Source organism: Serratia sp. NFX21, assembly GCF_048517035.1.
Lineage (GTDB): Bacteria > Pseudomonadota > Gammaproteobacteria > Enterobacterales > Enterobacteriaceae > Serratia > Serratia quinivorans.
This window is the reverse complement of the sequence record NZ_CP183196.1, coordinates 955,979-974,914: the sequence shown is the minus strand read 5'-3', so window position 1 is coordinate 974,914 and position 18,936 is coordinate 955,979. Positions and strand designations below refer to the sequence as shown.

Genomic DNA, 18,936 nt, shown 5'->3' with positions numbered 1-18,936 from the left:
ATTGCGCCTATTTTCACACACCGTCGGCATTGCTTCCACGATAAACGTGAAAGATTTCCACTCCGGGGTTGAAATTGAATATTCATACATATAAAGTGAATTTAAATTCAATTTAAACGATAAGGATATACGGCAATGAGTAGCATAAACCCGTTCTACAAACGTCACTTCCTGAGGTTAATGGATTTCACCCCGGCACAGCTGCATGCGCTGCTGAAACTGTCGGCCGACTTGAAGCAGGCCAAGAAGCAAGGCAAGGAAGTACGCCACCTGCAGGGCAAAAACATCGCGCTCATCTTCGAAAAAGACTCGACCCGTACCCGATGCTCTTTCGAAGTTGCCGCATTCGATCAGGGTGCTCAGGTCACCTATCTCGGCCCGAGCGGCAGCCAGATTGGCCACAAGGAATCGATGAAAGACACCGCCCGCGTGCTGGGCCGGATGTATGACGGTATTCAGTACCGCGGTTACGGCCAGCATCTGGTGGAAACCCTGGCCCAGCATGCCGGCGTGCCGGTGTGGAACGGGCTGACCAATGAGTTCCACCCCACCCAATTGCTGGCAGACCTGCTCACGGTACAGGAACAGTTGCCGGGCAAGCCGCTGAGCGAGGTGAAGTTCGCCTACCTCGGCGATACCCGCAACAATATGGGCAACACCCTGCTGGAAGCCGCCGCACTGGCGGGAATGGATCTGCGTCTGGTGGCGCCAAAGGCCTGCTGGCCGCAGCCGGAACTGGTGGCAGAATGCCAGGCATTAGCCAAACAGACCGGGGCCAAAATCACCCTGACCGAAGATATTGCCGAAGGGGTGAAGGACGCGGATTTCCTGTATACCGACGTCTGGGTGTCGATGGGTGAACCCAAAGAAACCTGGCACGAGCGTATTGGGCTGTTGAAACCCTATCAGGTCAATATGGCGATGGTGAAACTGACCGGCAACCCGAACGTTAAATTCCTGCACTGTCTGCCGGCGTTTCACGACGATCAAACCACCCTCGGCAAGCAGATGGCAGAGCAATACGGACTGCATGGCGGCATGGAAGTGACCGATGAAGTGTTCGAGTCCGCGCACAGCGTGGTGTTCGATCAGGCGGAAAACCGTCTGCACACCATCAAGGCGGTGATGGTCGCCACCCTGAGCGAAACGCTTTAACCATTAACTCCCACACATATTGCCGGGGCGCGTCACGCACAGGCAATGGGGAGCGCGGGTTTGCAGACTCGCGCTCCCCTCCTCTCTGGCAACCCCTGCCAATCCGTCTAAGATGTTTAAGGCATATCAAATAGCCGATTAGCCTTTGTCAGCCACCAGCAAAGGTTCTACCGTGGCATTCTGGCGGCGAAAATGCCGTGAAAACAAACGATAACAATAATTTCTTGTAGTGCCTTCAAGGGAAAACACATCGATGAAAGCCAAAGTCCTGCCGCTGTTAATGCTTGCCGCCCTATCCACCGCCACGCTGGCCGCCACTCCACCCAATACGCTGGTGGTGGTGCAATCGCTGGATGACATCGTCAGCCTCGATCCGGCGGAAGCCAACGAACTGTCCAGCATCCAGACCGTGCCAAGCCTGTATCAGCGGCTGGTGCAGGCGGATCGCGACGATCCGGCGAAGGTGGTGCCGGTGCTGGCGGAAAGCTGGCAGGGCGACGCCGCCGCCAAAACCCTGACGATCAAATTGCGTCCACAGGCAGTATTTGCCTCCGGTAACCCGCTGACCGCCGATGACGTGATCTTTTCCTACAGCCGCGCGGTGAAGATGAACAAGTCACCGGCATTTATCCTCAACGTGCTCGGCTGGCAGCCGGATAACATCGACGCACAGTTGAAGAAAATCGACGACCATAGCCTGCAACTGAGCTGGACGGCAGACGTCAGCCCAGCGGTGGCGCTGAATATTCTCTCTACGCCGATCGCCTCGATCGTCGACGGCAAGGCGGTGCAGGCCAACATCAAAGACGGTGACTACGGCAACGCCTGGCTGAAAATGCACTCCGCCGGTAGCGGGCCGTTCAAAATGCGCGTCTACCAACCGCATCAGGCGATTGTGCTGGATGCCAACCCGACGTCGCTGGGTAGTAAGCCGCTGCTGAAAAGCATCATCATTAAAAGCGTGCCAGACTCCGCCACCCGCCGCCTGTTGATCCAGCAGGGCGACGCCGACGTAGCACGCGAACTAGGCCCGGACCAGACCGTGGCGCTGAAAAATCAGCCGGGCGTGAAGGTGCTGGAAATCCCTTCCGCCGAGCAAAACTATCTGGTGTTCAACACCGGCAATACCGCCAATCCGCTGCTGAAAAATCCGGCCTTCTGGGAAGCGGCGCGTTATCTGATCGACTATCAGGGCATCACCAAAGATCTGCTGAAGGGCCAGTATTTTGTCCACCAGAGCTTCCTGCCGGTCGGCTTGCCGGGCGCGCTGAAAGACAATCCGTTCAGCTTCGATCCCGCCAAAGCCAAGGCGATCCTGGCCAAGGCCGGCATCACCAACGCGGCTCTGACGCTGGACGTGGAAAACAAACCGCCGTTTATCACCATCGCCCAGGCGTTGCAGGCCAGCTTTGCCGAGGGCGGCGTGAAGCTGGAACTGTTGCCGGCGGCCGGCAGTCAGGTCTATTCGCGGGTCCGCGCCCGCCAGCATCAGGCAGCGATCCGTCTGTGGATCCCGGACTATTTTGACGCCCACTCCAATGCCAGCGCCTTCGCCTATAACGACGGCAAGACCAGTACGGTAGCGGGCCTCAACGGCTGGCAGATCCCGCAGCTAAGCCAACAAACATTGGCGGCGGTGGCCGAGGCCGATCCGGCCAAACGCACCGCACTCTATACCGCCATGCAGCAGGAACTGCAGCGCAGTTCGCCGTATGTGTTTATCGATCAGGCAAAAACCGAAGTGGTGCTGCGCGATAACGTCAAAGGCTACCAGCAGGGTCTGAATGCCGACATGGTCTATTACGATCGCGTCAGCAAATAAGCGGCTCCCGGCGCAGGGTGACTTAACGCCTTGCGCCGGGCCATTCCGGCGTTTATCGGGTCATGCGCGCCGCGTTATAGCAGGTGATATCCACTTCAACTTTGCAATCCACCACCAGATCGGCAACCGCACAAATACGCGCCGGTGGATGAGCAGCAAAAAACTCGCGGAAGACTTTATTGAATGACTGGAAATAACGCGCATCGGTCAGAATGACCTTAACGTGCACCACGTCTTCCAGGCCGTATCCTGCCTCCACCATAATATCCAGACAGTTTTGGATCGCCAGGCGCGACTGCTCGATAATGCCGCCCTCCACCACTTCACCGTCCTTCATCGGTGTCTGGCCGGAGATATACAGCCAGCCACCGGCTTCAACCGCTCTGGAAAAGGGCAGATGCTGCCCGCCGGTGCCGGTTCCGCCATCAATTCCGTATCTTTTAATCGTCATGCCTTGCTCCTGTCGATTTATTTGCCCTGGCGGCACAAAAACCGCCCGGCGCGCAGGCCGGTAACGGCCTGATGTTCATAACTCAGTACGCCGTTCACCCACACCGCGTCAATCCCGGCGGCGGGTTGTTGGGGCTGGCTGAACGTCGCGCTGTCTTTTACTTTCAACGCATCGAACAACACCAGATCGGCGTAGTAACCCGTTTTGATCAGCCCACGCTGCGGCAGTTGATAGCGCGCCGCGGACATGCCGCTCATTTTGTGCACCGCCACGGTCAGGGGGAAGAGACCTTCGTCACGGCTGTAATGCCCCAGTACGCGCGGGAAAGCCCCCCACAGGCGCGGATGCGGCATCGGATCGTTCGGCAGGCCATCCGACCCCACCATGGTCAGCGGATAACTCAACACCCGGCGTACATCCTGCTCGTCCATGTTGTAGTAAATCGCCCCTGCCGGCATCAGCCGCTTGCCGGCCTCATGCAGGCTCATCGACCAGCCTCCGGCGATGTCGCGCAAAGACTGCCCCGCCATCTCCGGGTGCGTTGCGGACCAGGTGATGACGATGTCGAAATCATCGGTGATCTGTTTTAAATCCAGCGTCGAAGAACTGGCGGAATAAGGGTAGCAGTCGCAGGACACATCCTGTGTCTGGCGCACCTTGTCGAAGAGTTTTAAGGTTTCCTGCGTGCGGCCCCAGTTTTTGGCCCCGGCACATTTATGATGCGAAATCACCACCGGCACCCGGCCGTGGCGGCCAATGCGGAAGGCCTCGTCCATCGCCTCAAGGATAGGTTCAAACTCCGAGCGCAGGTGAGTGGTGTAAATACCCTGCTCATCCGCCAGCTCTTCCGCCAGGGCCATCACCTCTTCGGTAGGGGCCGAAAACGCCGAGGCATAGGCCAGACCGGTACTCAACCCCAACGCGCCCTGTTGCAATGCGCTGCGCAACTGCTCGCGCATGGCAACGATCTCTTCGCTATTGGCCGGACGAAACAGGTCATCCATCTGATTACTACGCAGCGTCGTATGTCCGATTAACGTCGCCACATTCACCGCGGGTGTTACGGTCTCCACCTGCTGACGGTAGGCGGCAATCGTCGGGTAAACGAAATGTTCTTTCTCACCCAGCAGGTTCATCGGATCCGGCACCTGGGTTCTGATCGTCGCACCGGCCGCGCTGATACCACAGTTGCCGACAATCACCGTGGTCACGCCCTGTGAAATCTTCGGCAGCATTTCAGGCATGCGGATCACGTTGGTATCATCATGGGTATGCACGTCGATAAATCCTGGCGACAATACCCGTTCGTACCCCTCAATCACCACCTCGGCGTCGGCCTCGATGGCAGGCGCAATCGCCGCAATGCGATCGTTTTTGACCGCAACATCCGCCCGGTACTGTGGCCCACCGCTGCCGTCGATCACCGTGACATTTTTAAACAGATACTGATACCGCATGAATCATTATCCTTCCGTTATTGTCTGTGGGATCCGGCTCAGTCACCCAATGGTTGCCGATCGGCCCCTCCGCGATGGCTGTCCAGCGCCAGCTTGATGCGGCGTAGCCGATCTCTGGACTGGCGTTTATTTGCCATGGCCAGCGCCGTCGCCAGCACGTCCACCATCGCCAGCATGGCGTAGCGCGAGCTGCTGGGTTTGTAGATGTAATCATTTTCCTGCACCACCAACGCCAACAGCACGTCAGCCTGCGCCGCCAGTGGCGTTCCGGCGGGAGCAATCACCACCACTTTGGCCCCGTACTGGCGGGCAATGGCGGCACTTTCCACCACTTCCTGCGTGTAGCCGCCCAGTGACAGCGCCACCACCACATCCTGCCGGCTCACCACCGCCGCCATCATGCGCACCAGCAAGCCATCACTTTGTGCCGTCACCGGCAATCCCAGACGAAACAGCCGATGCTGGATCTCTGCTGCGCAGAGGGTCGAGCCGCCGCCCATACCCATCGCCACAATTTGTCGTGCACCACTGAGTAACTCCACCGCCTTGGCCAGCGCTGCGTCATCGAGGCTCCGCCGATTTATATTCAGGACATTGATGATGCTTTCATAAATCCCCTGAATTCCTTCGAGGTCCGGCTCTTCGTGAATAAAGCGTTGCCCCACCGCCAGCGACTGCGCCAACTTCACCTTAAGGTCACGCACGTCCCGGCAGCCCAGCGCTTTGGCGAAACGAGTGATCGAAGCCTGGCTAACGTTAGCCTGCCGGGCCAATTCGGCAATCGGCAGGGCAGTCACCGCCTCCGCATCATCCAGAATGAATTGTGCGATGCGTTTTTCGGCGCTGCTCAGCTCGATAAAACGCTCCGTAATGCGCGAGATAATGTCGATTTCAACACCCATCGCCTGACCTCATAGTGGTTAAATTTTGTCATTTACAATGCAAGAAAACAGTGGAAGACTACACAAAAAACAGTTCTAAAAATGATACTTTGTACCCAACTCAAGATAATAAATATTTAAAAATCATTTAAATCAATAATTTTAGTCACGATACTCATTTTAAAAAAAGATAGAGCACCTAAAGGATAGTGTTATGAAATACCAAACAGATTTCACCGTTACCCACAAAGCCGCCGTGATGCACAGCACCCCGAACGGCCCGGCGAACCTGCTCAATGAAGATGTCTGCCTGCCGGCTGCCGCCATCAAGCGCAGCAGCCTGGAAAACAATATTGCCTGGATGCAAAACTATGCCGATGCGCGCGGCGTCTCTTTAGCCCCGCACGGTAAAACCACCATGACGCCGTGGATTTTCCAGCGTCAGGTAGCGCAAGGTGCCTGGGCAATTGGCGTCGGCTCCGCCTGGCAGGCCAAGGTGGCCATGGAAGCCGGCGTGCCTCGGGTGCTGATGGCAAACCAACTGGTCGGCAAGGCCAATATGCAACTGATCGCCGAACTCAAGGCGCAGCATCCCGCTAGCGGTTTCTTTTGCTGTATCGACAGCCTGAGCAATGCGCAAACCCTCGCGGCATTTTTCAGCCAGCGCGGGCAAACGCTGGATGTGTTGGTGGAATTGGGCGTCCCCGGCGGGCGCTGCGGTTGCCGCAGCGTGGCGCAGGCAGAACGGCTGGCGCAGGAGATAGCCGCACTGCCGGGTTTGCGTCTGCAAGGTATCGAACTGTATGAAGGCGTGATGCACGGCGACGACGCCCAGAGCAAAATCGAACAATTCCTGCGTGAAGCCGCCGGTCTGCTGCGCAGGCTACACCAGCAAGGTTTATTGAACGCTGAACAAGCGATCCTGACCGGTGCCGGTTCCTCCTGGTATGACGTGGTTTGCAACGTCTGGAGTGAAGAGGCGCTGCCGGCAAACTGTCGCGTAGTGATCCGCCCCGGCTGTTACATCACCCACGACCAGGGAATTTACCAGGACGCGCAAAATGCGGTGCTGGCCCGTGACAGCTACGCCTGCGATTTGGCGGGGGAATTAACCTCGGCATTGGAACTGGTGGCGCTGGTGCAGTCGGTGCCTGAGCCGGGCCGGGTTATCGTCAACTTCGGCAAACGAGATGCCGCCTTCGACGCCGGCCTGCCGCAACCGATCGCCCATTACCGCAATGGGGTTCGCCAGCAGAGCGACACACAGCACCTGATGACCCATGGCATCATGGATCAGCATGCCATGTTAAGCTGCCCGGCAGAGTTCCCGGTGCAGGTCGGTGATATTCTGGTGTTCGCCACTTCTCACCCGTGCCTGACCTTTGATAAATGGAAAACGCTGTTTTTGATTGACGATAATTACAACGTTATAGAAACCATTGAGACGTTTTTCTGATAACGGAAAAGGATACCTGATGAATAACCTGCCCACCGACCGTCTTTTATCGGCGCAGAATCTTTCCCTGGCCGGCCCTGGGAAAGTCCCACGGATTAATCGGGTCACCTTTACCCTTCAGCAAGATGAGTCCGTCACCATTATCGGTCCAAACGGCAGTGGAAAATCCACGCTATTACGGCTAATTACCGGTGAGCTAAAACCGAGTGAAGGTGAGATTCTCTTTCAGGGAACGCCCTTATCGGCCATCAAACCCCAACAGCGTGCCCGTTCCATTGCCTTACTTAGCCAACACGATAATGCAGATTTACGGCTTAAAGTTAATGAGTACGTGGCCCTGGGACGCCTGCCCTGGCAGGCCGATCGCGTGCCATCCGAGCACCAGCGCATTATCGCAACGGCGATGGATGACGTAGGTATCCGCCATCTGCAACATCTTCCGTTGGCCAGGCTTTCGGGGGGCGAACGTCAACGTGCCGGGTTTGCCCGGGTTCTGGCGCAGCAGCCGGTGTTGTTATTACTTGATGAGCCGACCAATCATCTCGATCCCCTGGCCCGGCACCAACTGCTGTCACTGATCCATCAAAAAAAGATAGCCAGCTTGAAAGTGCTGCATGATCTTGAGTTGGTCCAACCCTTTTCCGACCAGGTCATCATGATGCATCAAGGAAAAATCCTTTGTTATGGGCCCCCCGATGCGGTGCTGGAGTCAGCGCACCTGCAACAGGTATTTGGTATGAAATCGCTGCAAGCCCGCCATCCGCTAACTGGCGAAGCCCTGCGTTTTTTCGAGGCGTTGCCGATATCACCCTGCTGAAATTCATCCCAATCGACGGTTGTTTGATCTAACTACATTTGTCATACGAATTATTCAGGTATGTTGCCCCGGTTCCCAATGAGCCGGGTTACTGACTCCGGTTTATCAATCTGGAGTCGATGTGAAAAAGTTAATCCTCGCCGCCTTGCTGGCATTAGCCTCAGAAAGCGTCGCAGCCTCTGGTTTTCCTGTCACCGTAGACAACTGCGGTCAGCCACTGACCTTTGTCCAGGCCCCGCAACGGGTGGTTATCCAGGACATTAATATGTCGCAAATGGCATTTGCCCTGCAGCTACAGCCTGCGATGGTTGGCGTGACCGGTATCTCCGGCTGGTATAAAAATATCCCTGAGTTTACGCAACAGCGGGGAACCATCCCTGAGCTGGCACCGAAATACCCGACTGTCGAAAATCTTCTCGCCGTTAATCCTGACCTGTTTTTCGCTGGCTGGAACTATGGCCTGCGCGGTGACGTCACCCCGCAGGCGCTGGCGAAATTTAATATCAAAACGCTGATACTGAGCGAAAGCTGCATCCACGTAGACAGTCATCGCCCACGCGCCAGCCTGGATTTGTTGTACGGCGACATGATTAGGCTCGGCAAAGTCTTCGGCAAACAGGAACAGGCGGAAACGCTGGTCAGTGGCTGGAAGCAGCAAGTGACCGATATCCATCGAAAAATTGCGACGCAAAAGCCGATAAAGGTGTTTCTTTATGATTCCGGCGAAGACAAGCCCTACACCAGCGGGGCTTACGCGATGCCGACGGCAATTATTGAAGCCGCCGGGGCGAAGAATGTGATGGATAGCCTGAACACCAGTTGGGCAACCACCAACTGGGAAAGTGTCGCGGCGGCAGAGCCTGAATTTATCATTCTGGTGGATTACCAGGCAGAGACGACCGACGATACCGACCAAAGGCAGCTTTTCCTTGAACAGCACCCATTGATGAAACACACCCGGGCAGTGCTCCATCATCGTTATTTGAAATTGAAATATCAGGAGCTGACGCCGGGGCCGGTCAATATTGATGCCATCCGCAAACTGGCGCACGCCCTTTACCCCGCAGCCTTTACCTAATGTCGGAAAAAATGCGTTTCAGGCTGGCATGGACAGTCGCCCCACTGTTGCTGGCAGGGTTGATGTTCGCCAATGTCGCACAAGGCAGCGTGTCGCTCTCTTTCTCTCAGGTGGTGACCGCTCTGGGTATCACCCCTGGCGAAGTGCCGCCGATGATTAAAAGTATTGTGCTGGATCTGCGGCTGCCCCGCACGCTGCTGGGATTACTGGCCGGTGCCGGGCTGGCGCTGGTCGGGGCGCTATTACAAACCACCACCCGCAATGACCTGGCCGATCCTTTTCTGTTCGGCCTTTCCTCCGGTGCCTCTGCCGGCGTGGTCATGGTCATTACCCGCCTCGGTAATAGCCTCGGGGCCTGGGCCTTACCGGTGTCTTCTTTTGTCGGTGGGATACTCTCCGCTGCGGTGGTGATGATTATTTTTATGACTCAATCGCAGAAAGGCACCGATAAACTGATTATCTGTGGTCTGGCGGTCTCTTTTTTATTCGGGGCCTTCACCAATTATCTGGTGTTTTCCGGCGATCAACGCACCGCCAGCAGCGTGCTGTTCTGGACGCTGGGTGGGCTGGGGCTGGCGCGTTGGGACAATTTGATTTTTGCCTTGCTGGCGCTACTGATATTGGTGGCATTGATTGCCTTGCGCTGGCGATCGCTGGATGGCTTGCTGGCGGGCGAACAGACAGCAGGCACCCTGGGCATCAACACCAGCCGCTTACGCACCGAAGTTTTTCTGTGCTGTTCGCTGGCAACCGCGCTACTGGTGGCATTAACCGGAGTGATTGGGTTTGTCGGTTTAATGGTTCCCCACCTGGCTCGCCCCTTTACCGGCGTACGTCACCGGCGTCTGCTGCCGTTGGTTGGCGTATTGGGTGCGGTACTGCTCTCTGCCGGCGATCTGCTCAGCCGGGTCATTACCGCGCCGCAGGAACTGCCTATCGGCATTATTACTGCCGGTCTGGGCGGTATTTTCGTGCTGGCCATTTTGCTACGACGAACCCAGTGATCGTCAATTGAGATGGCCTGTCTCTAAAGGCCACCAGCCAATCGATTGCGAAAGGGCAAAAAACGGCGCTTTAGCGCTTGCAGTGATCAAAAGCGCGAGTATAATGCGCGACAATTTGCCAGGAGAAAGCATGAAAAACGACGCTTGTTTTGTTAGCCACAACCGACAAAACCGACTGCCAAGCGGCAGCCAACTGCCGTTGTTTCTCCTGTTGCTAAACCGATCGTTTCAAGCCCCTCGTTGAGGGGCTTTTTTTTGCCTGAAAAGTCCCGCGCCACGGGCACGAGTCGAGGAGAGTGAAAAATGGCCAACCCGCTGTATCACAAACATATCATCTCTATTAACGATCTCAGCCGCGAGGATCTGGAGCTGGTGCTGCGCACCGCCGCCAGCCTGAAAGCCAATCCACAACCCGAGCTGCTAAAGCACAAGGTGATCGCCAGCTGCTTCTTTGAAGCCTCTACCCGTACCCGTCTGTCGTTTGAAACCTCGATGCACCGTCTGGGCGCTTCGGTCGTGGGCTTTGCCGACGGCAGCAATACCTCGCTCGGCAAGAAAGGCGAAACCCTGGCCGACACCATCTCGGTGATTGGTACCTACGTCGATGCCATCGTGATGCGTCACCCGCAGGAAGGCGCGGCGCGGCTGGCAACCGAGTTCTCCGGCGGCATTCCGGTGCTCAACGCCGGTGACGGTGCCAACCAGCACCCGACCCAGACGCTGCTCGACCTGTTCACCATTCAGGAAACCCAGGGCCGCCTGAACAACATCAATATCGCCATGGTCGGCGACCTGAAATACGGCCGCACCGTACACTCGCTGGCGCAGGCGCTGGCCAAGTTTGAAGGCAACCGCTTCTTCTTCATCGCCCCGGACGCGCTGGCGATGCCGGCCTACATCCTGCAGATGCTGGAAGAGAAAGGTATTCAATACAGCCTGCACAGCAGCATTGAAGAAGTGGTGCCGGAGCTGGACATTCTCTACATGACCCGGGTGCAGAAAGAGCGCCTGGATCCTTCCGAATACGCCAACGTGAAGGCGCAGTTCGTACTGCGCGCGGCAGATCTGGCCGGGGCACGTGACAACCTCAAGGTGCTGCACCCGCTGCCGCGCATTGATGAGATCACCACCGACGTGGATAAAACGCCGTACGCCTACTACTTCCAGCAGGCGGGCAACGGTATTTTCGCCCGTCAGGCGCTGTTGGCGCTGGTATTAAACGCAGATTTGGCTCTTTAAGGGGGAACCGTCATGACTCACGATAACAAACTGCAGGTTGAAGCGATCAAGTGCGGTACGGTGATTGACCATATTCCGGCGCAGATAGGTTTTAAGCTGCTGACGCTGTTTAAGCTGACCGCCACCGACCAGCGCATTACCATCGGCCTGAATCTGCCTTCAGGCGAGCTGGGCCGCAAAGACCTGATCAAAATCGAGAACACTTTCCTGACCGAGCAGCAGGCCAACCAACTGGCGATGTATGCACCCAAAGCCACGGTTAACCGCATCGACAATTACGAAGTGGTGCGCAAACTGACCCTCAGCCTGCCGGACCATATCGACGGCGTGCTGACCTGCCCGAACAGCAACTGCATCAGCCGCAGTGAGCCGGTGTCCTCCAGCTTTAGCGTGAAATCCCGCGACGGCGACGTACATCTGAAATGCCGCTACTGTGAGAAAGAGTTCGAACATCAGGTAGTGTTGCAGGCAGACTGAGTCTGCGGTTTTCGCCGGGAGACGGCGCTGTTATTCTCCCGGCGACGCCCTATAATGGGGTTTCTGGATAGAACAACCCTCGATTATCAGGAGAAAAAATGCCACGTAACATTAGCACTGAACTCGCCCCGGCAGCCATTGGTCCTTACGTGCAGGGCGTTGATCTGGGCAGCATGATCATCACTTCCGGTCAGATCCCGGTCGATCCTAAAACCGGCGCCGTTGCCGACGACGTGGCCGCTCAGGCACGCCAGTCACTGGAAAACGTTAAAGCGATCGTTGAAGCTGCCGGCCTGAAAGTCGCCGACATCGTGAAAACCACGGTGTTCGTCAAAGACCTGAACGATTTCGCCACCGTTAACGCCGCTTATGAAAGCTTCTTCACCGAGCACAACGCGCCGTTCCCGGCCCGTTCTTGCGTCGAAGTGGCCCGTCTGCCAAAAGACGTGAAAATCGAAATCGAAGCCATCGCCGTTCGTCGTTAATTCCACGACCGCGCACGCGCCCAACGGTCAGCCATCGGCTGGCCGTTTTTATTTCAGGAAAATTATTATTCCAGTTATTTTATAAAGATAACCTCACTTTCAACACATTTACATTCCCACAATAAAAATGCATCTATAATTATTTTTCACCCGGCCGGGACATGACTCTTTGCAGTTTGTTAATCAGACTAATAATCTCAGGAGAATAACCCCATGGCTCAAAGCGTATTGGATTATTTTATCCAACAGGTGACCTATTCCCCCGAAGCGCTGGCGATCGTCAGTCACAATAAGCGCCTCACTTATCGGCAGTTGGATGACGCCAGTAACCAACTGTGCGGATACCTGCAACAGCAAGGCGTCCGCCCCGGTGACTGCGTGCCGCTCATAGCATTACGTACTGCAGAATTCCCGATCGGTATACTGGCCATCCTGAAAGCCGTAGCCAGTTATATTCCCATTGATGCCCGATATCCTGAAAAAAGAATTCAGGATATCCTCAGACAAAGCGCATCAAACACAATAATATTGAGCAACTTATCAATCGATCTTGCAATTAAATCCCCTGGCGTACAAGCCTTTGCCATTGATAATATTACCTCGAATGAACCGTTACCCTTTGAATTAATAAAACCGCAGGGTGATGAGACGGCCTATATTATTTTTACCTCCGGTACTACCGGCAATCCCAAAGGGGTCATGATTGCCCATCATTCACTGTTGAATATTGTCCTCTGGCATAACCAAAAGTTCGCCATGAACCACACAAGCCGTTCAACGCTGATAGCCGGTATTGGTTTTGACGTGGCGCAGTGGGAAATTTGGGCAGCGTTGACCAGCGGCGGTACGTTGTATTTGCCAGAGGAAGAGACCCGCTTGCAGCCTTCTGCCCTGCTCGACTTCTTCGCGCACCACCAAATCACCCATGCTTTTGTGCCCACAGTGTTGGTGGCTGAAATTGTCAGTGCGCCACAGCCGGAAAACCTGGCGTTGCGCTACCTGTTTACCGCAGGGGAAAAGCTCAACCCGGTCGATCTCAGCGGGGTGAGCTACCCGTTGGTGGATTACTACGGCCCGACAGAAGCCACCATCTTCGCCACCTGGAATTTGGTCAGTTGCGCCACACAACACGCTCCTGCCACTATCGGTCGGCCGGTGGCAGATACCGAGATATTCATTCTCGATGATAATCTGCAACCCGTCAGCGGGCAGCAACCCGGCGAGCTTTACATCAGCGGCAGTTGCCTGGCACGCGGCTATCTGAATGATTCGCCGCTCACCGCCGAAAAATTTATTACCCCCGCGCATTTTGCCGGAAAACGGCTCTACCGCAGCGGCGATCGGGCGCGCTGGCTGCCGGATCATCGTGTCCAGTTCCTCGGCCGTATCGACGACCAGATCAAGATCCGTGGTAACCGCGTGGAACTGGGCGAAATAGAAAGCGTCATGGCACAGGTGACAGGCGTGAAGGCCGCCGTTGCTGCCGTTACCCAGCCGCAGGATCCGGCTAACAAACAGATTGTGGCCTTTCTGGTGGCCGATCGGAACGACGCTGGGGTGATCGAACGCGTGAAGCAACATCTGAAAACCACATTGCCATCTTACTTCCTGCCCGCCGAGTACCGGCTGCTGGAACGTCTGCCGATCAACGCCAACGGCAAAACCGATAAGGCTGCGCTGCTGGCCCTTTCCCACGCGGATCAACCTCCGGCAGCAGAAACGCTGACCGGCAGCCGGCAGACCCTTGCCGCTATTTGGTGCCAGCTGTTGGGGACGGAGAATATCCGCGCCGAAGACAACTTTTTCGACATCGGCGGCCATTCACTGCTGGCGGCAAAGTTGGCGACGGCCATCGCCCAGCAAATTGGAGGGAAGGTTTATGTCCGCGATATTTATGAATACCCGACGATAAATCGTCTGGCGCAGGCGCTGGATGAACGCAGCGGCCATGCACTGCCGACGGTGGACAGCGAACCGGTGCGTGCTCTGCAGGACGACGTCTGGTTACCCGCAGACCTCACCATCAATCCGCATTACGACGTATGGCAGATAAGCTCGCCCAGGGCCATTTTGCTCACCGGTGCCACCGGGTTTATCGGTGCGCATCTGCTGGCAGAGCTGCTGACCACCACCCGTGCCGAGTTGTATTGCCTGGTGCGGGAGCGCAGCCGGATATCCCCGCAACAACGCCTCGACGAGATCCTGACTCGCTATCAGATTGCTTTATCCCCCGAGCAGCGCGGCCGCATCCATCTGATCCCCGGCGACGTGGCCGAGCATGATTTCGCCCTGTCACCTGAGCGCTACCGTGAACTCAGCCAGCAAGTCGATATCATTTATCATTCGGCAAGCGCGGTGAACTTTATCCAACCCTATTCTTATATGAAACGCGACAATGTGCAGGGGCTGCGCGAAATCATTCGCTTTGCCGCGCATCAGCGCACCAAACCACTGATGTTGATGTCGACGATTTCGGTCTATAGCTGGGGGCATCTGCACACCGGCAAACGGGTGATGCTGGAAAGTGACGACATCGACCAGAACCTGCCGGCGGTGATCACCGATATTGGCTACGTCCGCAGCAAATGGGTAATGGAAAAAATTGCCGATCTGGCGGCATCGCAAGGCCTGCCGCTGATGACCTTCCGTCTGGGGTACGCCACCTGCCATAGCCGCACCGGCGTCAGTGCCAGCTATCAATGGTGGGGGCGACTGGTGAAAACCTGTATTGCCAGTGGCACGCGGCCTGCGCTGCAGGATTTGCGCGAGGGCCTGACGACGGTGGACTATATGACCCAGGCCATTGCACATGTCAGCCGTAATCCGCTGGCTCTGGGGAAGAAATTCAACCTGATCCACCAGCACCGCAATAACCTGACGCTGCAGGACTTCTTCAGCCTGCTGGAGCGTGAATTTGGCTACCACTTCCATCCGCTGCCCTTCGATCAATGGCGGGCGCAGTGGGAACACAACGGCGATGCGCCGCTCTACCCGTTGCTCAGCCTGTTCAGGGACAATATGGTGAATGGACAATCGACGGTGCAGCTCTACCAAAACACCTACCAGTGGGATTGCAGCAACCTGCAGCATTTCCTGCAGCACAGCGGGATAGAAGAACCACACTTTACCCGGCAGGTGCTACTGAATTATCTGCAGCAGTCTATCGGCGCTCCACAGCCGTCATTGCAGGTTTGAACCTCAAGGCGGGCCCCTGTGGCCCGCCAGTGCACCAGTAGAACATTTTGCCCTTAGCGTTGCGCCATCAGCGGTCATAATTACCCCAGACGCGCCGCAGTTTTGCCCCGTTTTAAGGCAGCGTCCGGTTGGGTTGCACCCAAAGCGGGCCGTCTCCTGCCACAACCTGGCGTTTTCGCGCCATTATCGCCCCTTTATCACCTTGGCACATTTTATGCTGGATCCGTCTACAGCCTGCAATGTCGACGAGGTGACGATGCTAAATATCGATCTGTCCGCTTCACCGTTTTTTGATGAGATGCTTCTGGCTGAGGGTAAACACCGGGGTCATTACGAAGCTTACTGCCATTGGCTGCAACAGGCCGATCACAAGGCCATTCAGCGTAAAAGGGAAGAGGCTGCACTGCTGTTCCATCGGGTGGGAATTACCTTTAACGTTTATGGTGAGGATGATGGTGCCGAACGGCTAATCCCGTTCGACAGCGTGCCGCGCATCATTCCCGCCGGCGAATGGGCGATGCTCGATCGCGGCATCCGCCAGCGCGTCCAGGCGCTGAACGCCTTTCTGCACGATATTTACCATCAACAACATATTCTGAAAGCCGGGATCATTCCGGCGGAACAGGTGCTGGCCAACGATCAATATCAACCCTGCATGCAAGGGGTCGATTTGCACCGCAATATTTACGCGCACATTGTCGGCGTGGATATGGTGCGCGGCGGCGACGGCCAGTATTACGTGCTGGAAGACAACCTGCGCACCCCGTCCGGCGTGTCCTACATGCTGGAAAACCGCAAAATGATGATGCGCCTGTACCCGGAACTGTTCGCCCAGCAGCGTATTGCGCCGGTGGAACGCTACCCGTCGCACCTGCTGCAAACCCTGCGTGAAAGCTCGCCGATTAACGATCCGACCGTGGTGGTGCTGACGCCGGGCCGCTTTAACAGCGCCTATTTCGAGCACAGTTTCCTGGCGCAGCAGATGGGGGTTGAACTGGTGGAAAGCGCCGATCTGTTCGTCAAGGATGGCGCGGTGTTTATGCGCACCACCGCCGGGCCTTGCAAGGTGGACGTGATCTATCGGCGGGTAGACGACGCCTTCCTCGATCCGCTGGCGTTCCGCCCGGACTCGATGCTCGGCGTGCCGGGGCTGCTGTCGGTATATCGCACCGGTAACGTGGTGCTGGCCAACGCCATCGGCACCGGCGTGGCCGACGACAAGTCAATCTATCCGTACGTACCGGAGATGGTGCGCTTCTATCTGCAGGAGGAGCCGATCCTCAACAATGTGCCGACCTGGCAATGCCGTCATAAAAATGAGCTGTCTTACGTGCTGGCCAATCTGGAACAGATGGTGGTGAAAGAGGTTCACGGCGCCGGCGGCTACGGCATGCTGATCGGCCCGGCTGCGACCAAAGACGAAATCGCTCACTTCCGTACCCTGCTGCTGGCCAAACCGCACAACTATATTGCGCAAAACACGCTGGCACTGTCGACCTGCCCGACCTTCGTCAACGACGGCCTCGCGCCGCGGCATATCGATCTGCGGCCGTTTGCCCTCAGTGGTGCGGAAATTCGCCTGGTGCCCGGCGGCCTGACGCGCGTGGCGCTGGCGCAAGGCTCGCTGGTGGTCAACTCGTCGCAAGGCGGGGGAACCAAGGATACCTGGGTGTTGGAGGACGACGCATGCTGAGCCGAACTGCCAGTGAACTCTATTGGATGGCCCGCTATCTGGAGCGGGCAGAAAGCATCGCCCGGGTACTCGACGTCACCAACAAGTTATCGATGATGCCGATCCGTGACAGCGAAGATCAGGATCTGCAGGTGCCGCTCAATCTGACCAGCACCGGGGAGCTGTATGCCGCAGCCTATCCCGACCTGACCATGGCCAATCTGGTCAGTTTTTTTGCCCTCGACAGCCGCAACCACAGCAGCATTTACAGCTGTTTGCAGATGGGCTGGAACAACGCTCACGCGGTACGCGGCAGCCTGTCTTCCGAGGTTTGGGAGTGCATTAACTCCACCTGGATCGAGATGAAGCTGATCCGTCGCCAGGGCATTGGCTCGGTGGGGGCCGATGCTTTCTTCGACTGGGTAAAAGAACGCTCACACCTGTTTCGCGGTGCCATGTTCGGCACACTGCTGCGCAGCGACGCCATGTGCTTTATTCGCCTCGGCACCCTGCTAGAACGGGCCGACAGCACCGCCCGCTTGCTGGGGGTGAAAAACGCGCTGATGGACAGCGACGGCGACCCGGTACGCGAGTATTACCGCATGGATACGCTGCTGCGGGCGGTCAGCGCCCGCGAAGCCTATCACAGTATCTACAAGCAGCAGCTCAGCCGCGACACCATCGCCGAACTGATGATCCTGCGTAATGAGATCCCGCGCTCCCTGCTGGCCTGCGTCGGCGATATGGTGCAGCAACTGGAACAAATTGGTGGCAACAGCGCCAATCAACCGCGCCGGCTGGCACATACGCTGCACGCCGAACTGCGCTTCAGCAGCATGAAGGATCTGAACCGGGTCGGGCTGAACGACTGGCTGGACGCATTTCTTGGGCAAATTGGCGGCATTGCGGAAAGCATCCATCACACCTATCTGGAGGCACAATGAAACTCAACATTGAGCACAATACCCATTATACCTACGCCCAGCAGGTGCAGCGCAGCACCCAGTATCTGCGCCTGACGCCACAGAATTCCCGGCACCAGCGCGTTATCTCCTGGCAACTGACGCTGCCGGAAGATGCGGTGTGCACCACCGATGCCTTCGGTAACGTACTGCACGTGCTGACGCTGGATCACCCGCATCAGGCGATCACCATTCAGGCCCACGGCGTGGTGGAGATTGAAGACGGCGTGGAAGATCAGGTGATGGGGCATCTGTCACCGCTGGTATTCCTGCGCCACAGCCCCTTGACCCAGCCCGACAGTGCGATCCAGGCCTTTGCCCTGCGCTATTACCAACCGCAAGCGGTGCTTGCCGGGCTGGAAAACCTGATGGGCGAACTGCTGCTGAAAATGCCTTACAGCCCAGGTTCCACCAGCGTCACCGACAGCGCGGCCCAGGCGTTCGCCACCGGTACCGGCGTCTGTCAGGATCACACCCACGTATTTCTGGCCTGCTGCCGTAGCCTGAATATTCCGGCGCGCTATGTCAGCGGTTATCTTTACAGCGAAGACTCGACGCACGTCGCCACCCACGCCTGGGCGGAAGCCTGGGTCGACGAACGCTGGCACAGTTTTGACGTTACCAACAACACCCGTCTGCCGAATCAACACCTTAAGCTGGCGGTAGGCATCGACTATCTGGACGCCTGCCCGGTGCGCGGCATGCGGCTGGGCGGCGGCTGCGAGAATATGCAGACCATCGCCGAAGTGCAGATGATGCCCAGCGGGCAATAGCCTGTTGCCGAA

16 protein-coding genes are annotated in these 18,936 nt (G+C 56.8%); 13 read left to right on the top strand and 3 right to left on the bottom strand.

Annotation, left to right across the window (positions count from 1 at the left end):
• The first annotated feature begins 135 nt into the window (after positions 1–135).
• Together argF and ACNT1W_RS04545 are read left to right on the top strand one after the other, a co-directional pair.
• Positions 136–1,155 carry an ornithine carbamoyltransferase gene (gene argF, locus ACNT1W_RS04550; protein WP_012005010.1) on the top strand — a complete coding sequence of 340 codons (1,020 nt, stop codon included), beginning with the start codon at positions 136–138 and terminating at the stop codon, positions 1,153–1,155.
• A gap of 253 nt (positions 1,156–1,408) precedes the next feature.
• Positions 1,409–2,977, top strand: a complete 1,569-nt coding sequence (locus ACNT1W_RS04545) for an ABC transporter substrate-binding protein (RefSeq protein ID WP_411227797.1) — start codon at positions 1,409–1,411, stop codon at positions 2,975–2,977.
• A gap of 52 nt (positions 2,978–3,029) precedes the next feature.
• Here ACNT1W_RS04545 and ACNT1W_RS04540 read toward each other — a convergent pair whose 3' ends face one another.
• From ACNT1W_RS04540 to ACNT1W_RS04530, 3 genes are read right to left on the bottom strand one after another with little or no spacing between them, the layout of a single operon-like run.
• A complete protein-coding gene (locus ACNT1W_RS04540; protein WP_012005008.1) occupies positions 3,030–3,428 on the bottom strand; it encodes a RidA family protein in 399 nt (132 codons plus the stop codon).
• Positions 3,429–3,445: 17 nt separating this feature from the next.
• Positions 3,446–4,885 (bottom strand): N-acyl-D-amino-acid deacylase family protein, encoded by a 1,440-nt coding sequence (locus ACNT1W_RS04535; protein WP_411227798.1) that lies wholly within the window; start codon positions 4,883–4,885, stop codon positions 3,446–3,448.
• Between the two features lie 38 nt (positions 4,886–4,923).
• Positions 4,924–5,787, bottom strand: coding sequence for a MurR/RpiR family transcriptional regulator (locus ACNT1W_RS04530; RefSeq protein ID WP_017891424.1), 864 nt, complete (start codon positions 5,785–5,787; stop codon positions 4,924–4,926).
• A 193-nt stretch (positions 5,788–5,980) separates the two neighbouring features.
• On the opposite strand from ACNT1W_RS04530, the gene ACNT1W_RS04525 reads away from it, so the two are divergent.
• From ACNT1W_RS04525 to ACNT1W_RS04475, 11 genes are all read left to right on the top strand, one after another.
• Positions 5,981–7,222, top strand: coding sequence for an amino acid deaminase (locus tag ACNT1W_RS04525; RefSeq protein WP_419246444.1), 1,242 nt, complete (start codon positions 5,981–5,983; stop codon positions 7,220–7,222).
• 19 nt (positions 7,223–7,241) lie between these two features.
• The gene (locus ACNT1W_RS04520; RefSeq protein WP_419246443.1) at positions 7,242–8,039 is read left to right on the top strand and encodes an ABC transporter ATP-binding protein; all 798 of its coding nucleotides are present in this window, start codon (positions 7,242–7,244) and stop codon (positions 8,037–8,039) included.
• 121 nt (positions 8,040–8,160) lie between these two features.
• Positions 8,161–9,117, top strand: coding sequence for an ABC transporter substrate-binding protein (locus tag ACNT1W_RS04515; RefSeq protein ID WP_419246442.1), 957 nt, complete (start codon positions 8,161–8,163; stop codon positions 9,115–9,117).
• Complete coding sequence (locus ACNT1W_RS04510) at positions 9,117–10,121, top strand: FecCD family ABC transporter permease (RefSeq protein ID WP_115183371.1); 1,005 nt, start codon at positions 9,117–9,119, stop codon at positions 10,119–10,121. The genes ACNT1W_RS04515 and ACNT1W_RS04510 overlap by 1 nt, the downstream gene beginning before the upstream one ends.
• A 303-nt stretch (positions 10,122–10,424) precedes the next feature.
• Entirely contained in the window at positions 10,425–11,360 is a 936-nt protein-coding gene (pyrB, locus tag ACNT1W_RS04505; protein WP_012005001.1) for an aspartate carbamoyltransferase, read from the top strand.
• A gap of 12 nt (positions 11,361–11,372) precedes the next feature.
• Positions 11,373–11,837, top strand: a complete 465-nt coding sequence (gene pyrI / locus ACNT1W_RS04500) for an aspartate carbamoyltransferase regulatory subunit (protein WP_012005000.1) — start codon at positions 11,373–11,375, stop codon at positions 11,835–11,837.
• 98 nt (positions 11,838–11,935) lie between these two features.
• Positions 11,936–12,322, top strand: coding sequence for a 2-iminobutanoate/2-iminopropanoate deaminase (gene ridA / locus ACNT1W_RS04495; RefSeq protein ID WP_419246441.1), 387 nt, complete (start codon positions 11,936–11,938; stop codon positions 12,320–12,322).
• A gap of 213 nt (positions 12,323–12,535) precedes the next feature.
• Entirely contained in the window at positions 12,536–15,517 is a 2,982-nt protein-coding gene (locus ACNT1W_RS04490; RefSeq protein WP_419246440.1) for an amino acid adenylation domain-containing protein, read from the top strand.
• Positions 15,518–15,773: 256 nt separating this feature from the next.
• A complete protein-coding gene (locus ACNT1W_RS04485) occupies positions 15,774–17,210 on the top strand; it encodes a circularly permuted type 2 ATP-grasp protein (protein ID WP_041418868.1) in 1,437 nt (478 codons plus the stop codon).
• Positions 17,204–18,133, top strand: coding sequence for an alpha-E domain-containing protein (locus ACNT1W_RS04480; RefSeq protein ID WP_012004997.1), 930 nt, complete (start codon positions 17,204–17,206; stop codon positions 18,131–18,133). The genes ACNT1W_RS04485 and ACNT1W_RS04480 overlap by 7 nt, the downstream gene beginning before the upstream one ends.
• Positions 18,130–18,924, top strand: a complete 795-nt coding sequence (locus ACNT1W_RS04475; RefSeq protein ID WP_012004996.1) for a transglutaminase family protein — start codon at positions 18,130–18,132, stop codon at positions 18,922–18,924. The genes ACNT1W_RS04480 and ACNT1W_RS04475 overlap by 4 nt, the downstream gene beginning before the upstream one ends.
• The last annotated feature ends 12 nt before the right edge of the window (positions 18,925–18,936 follow it).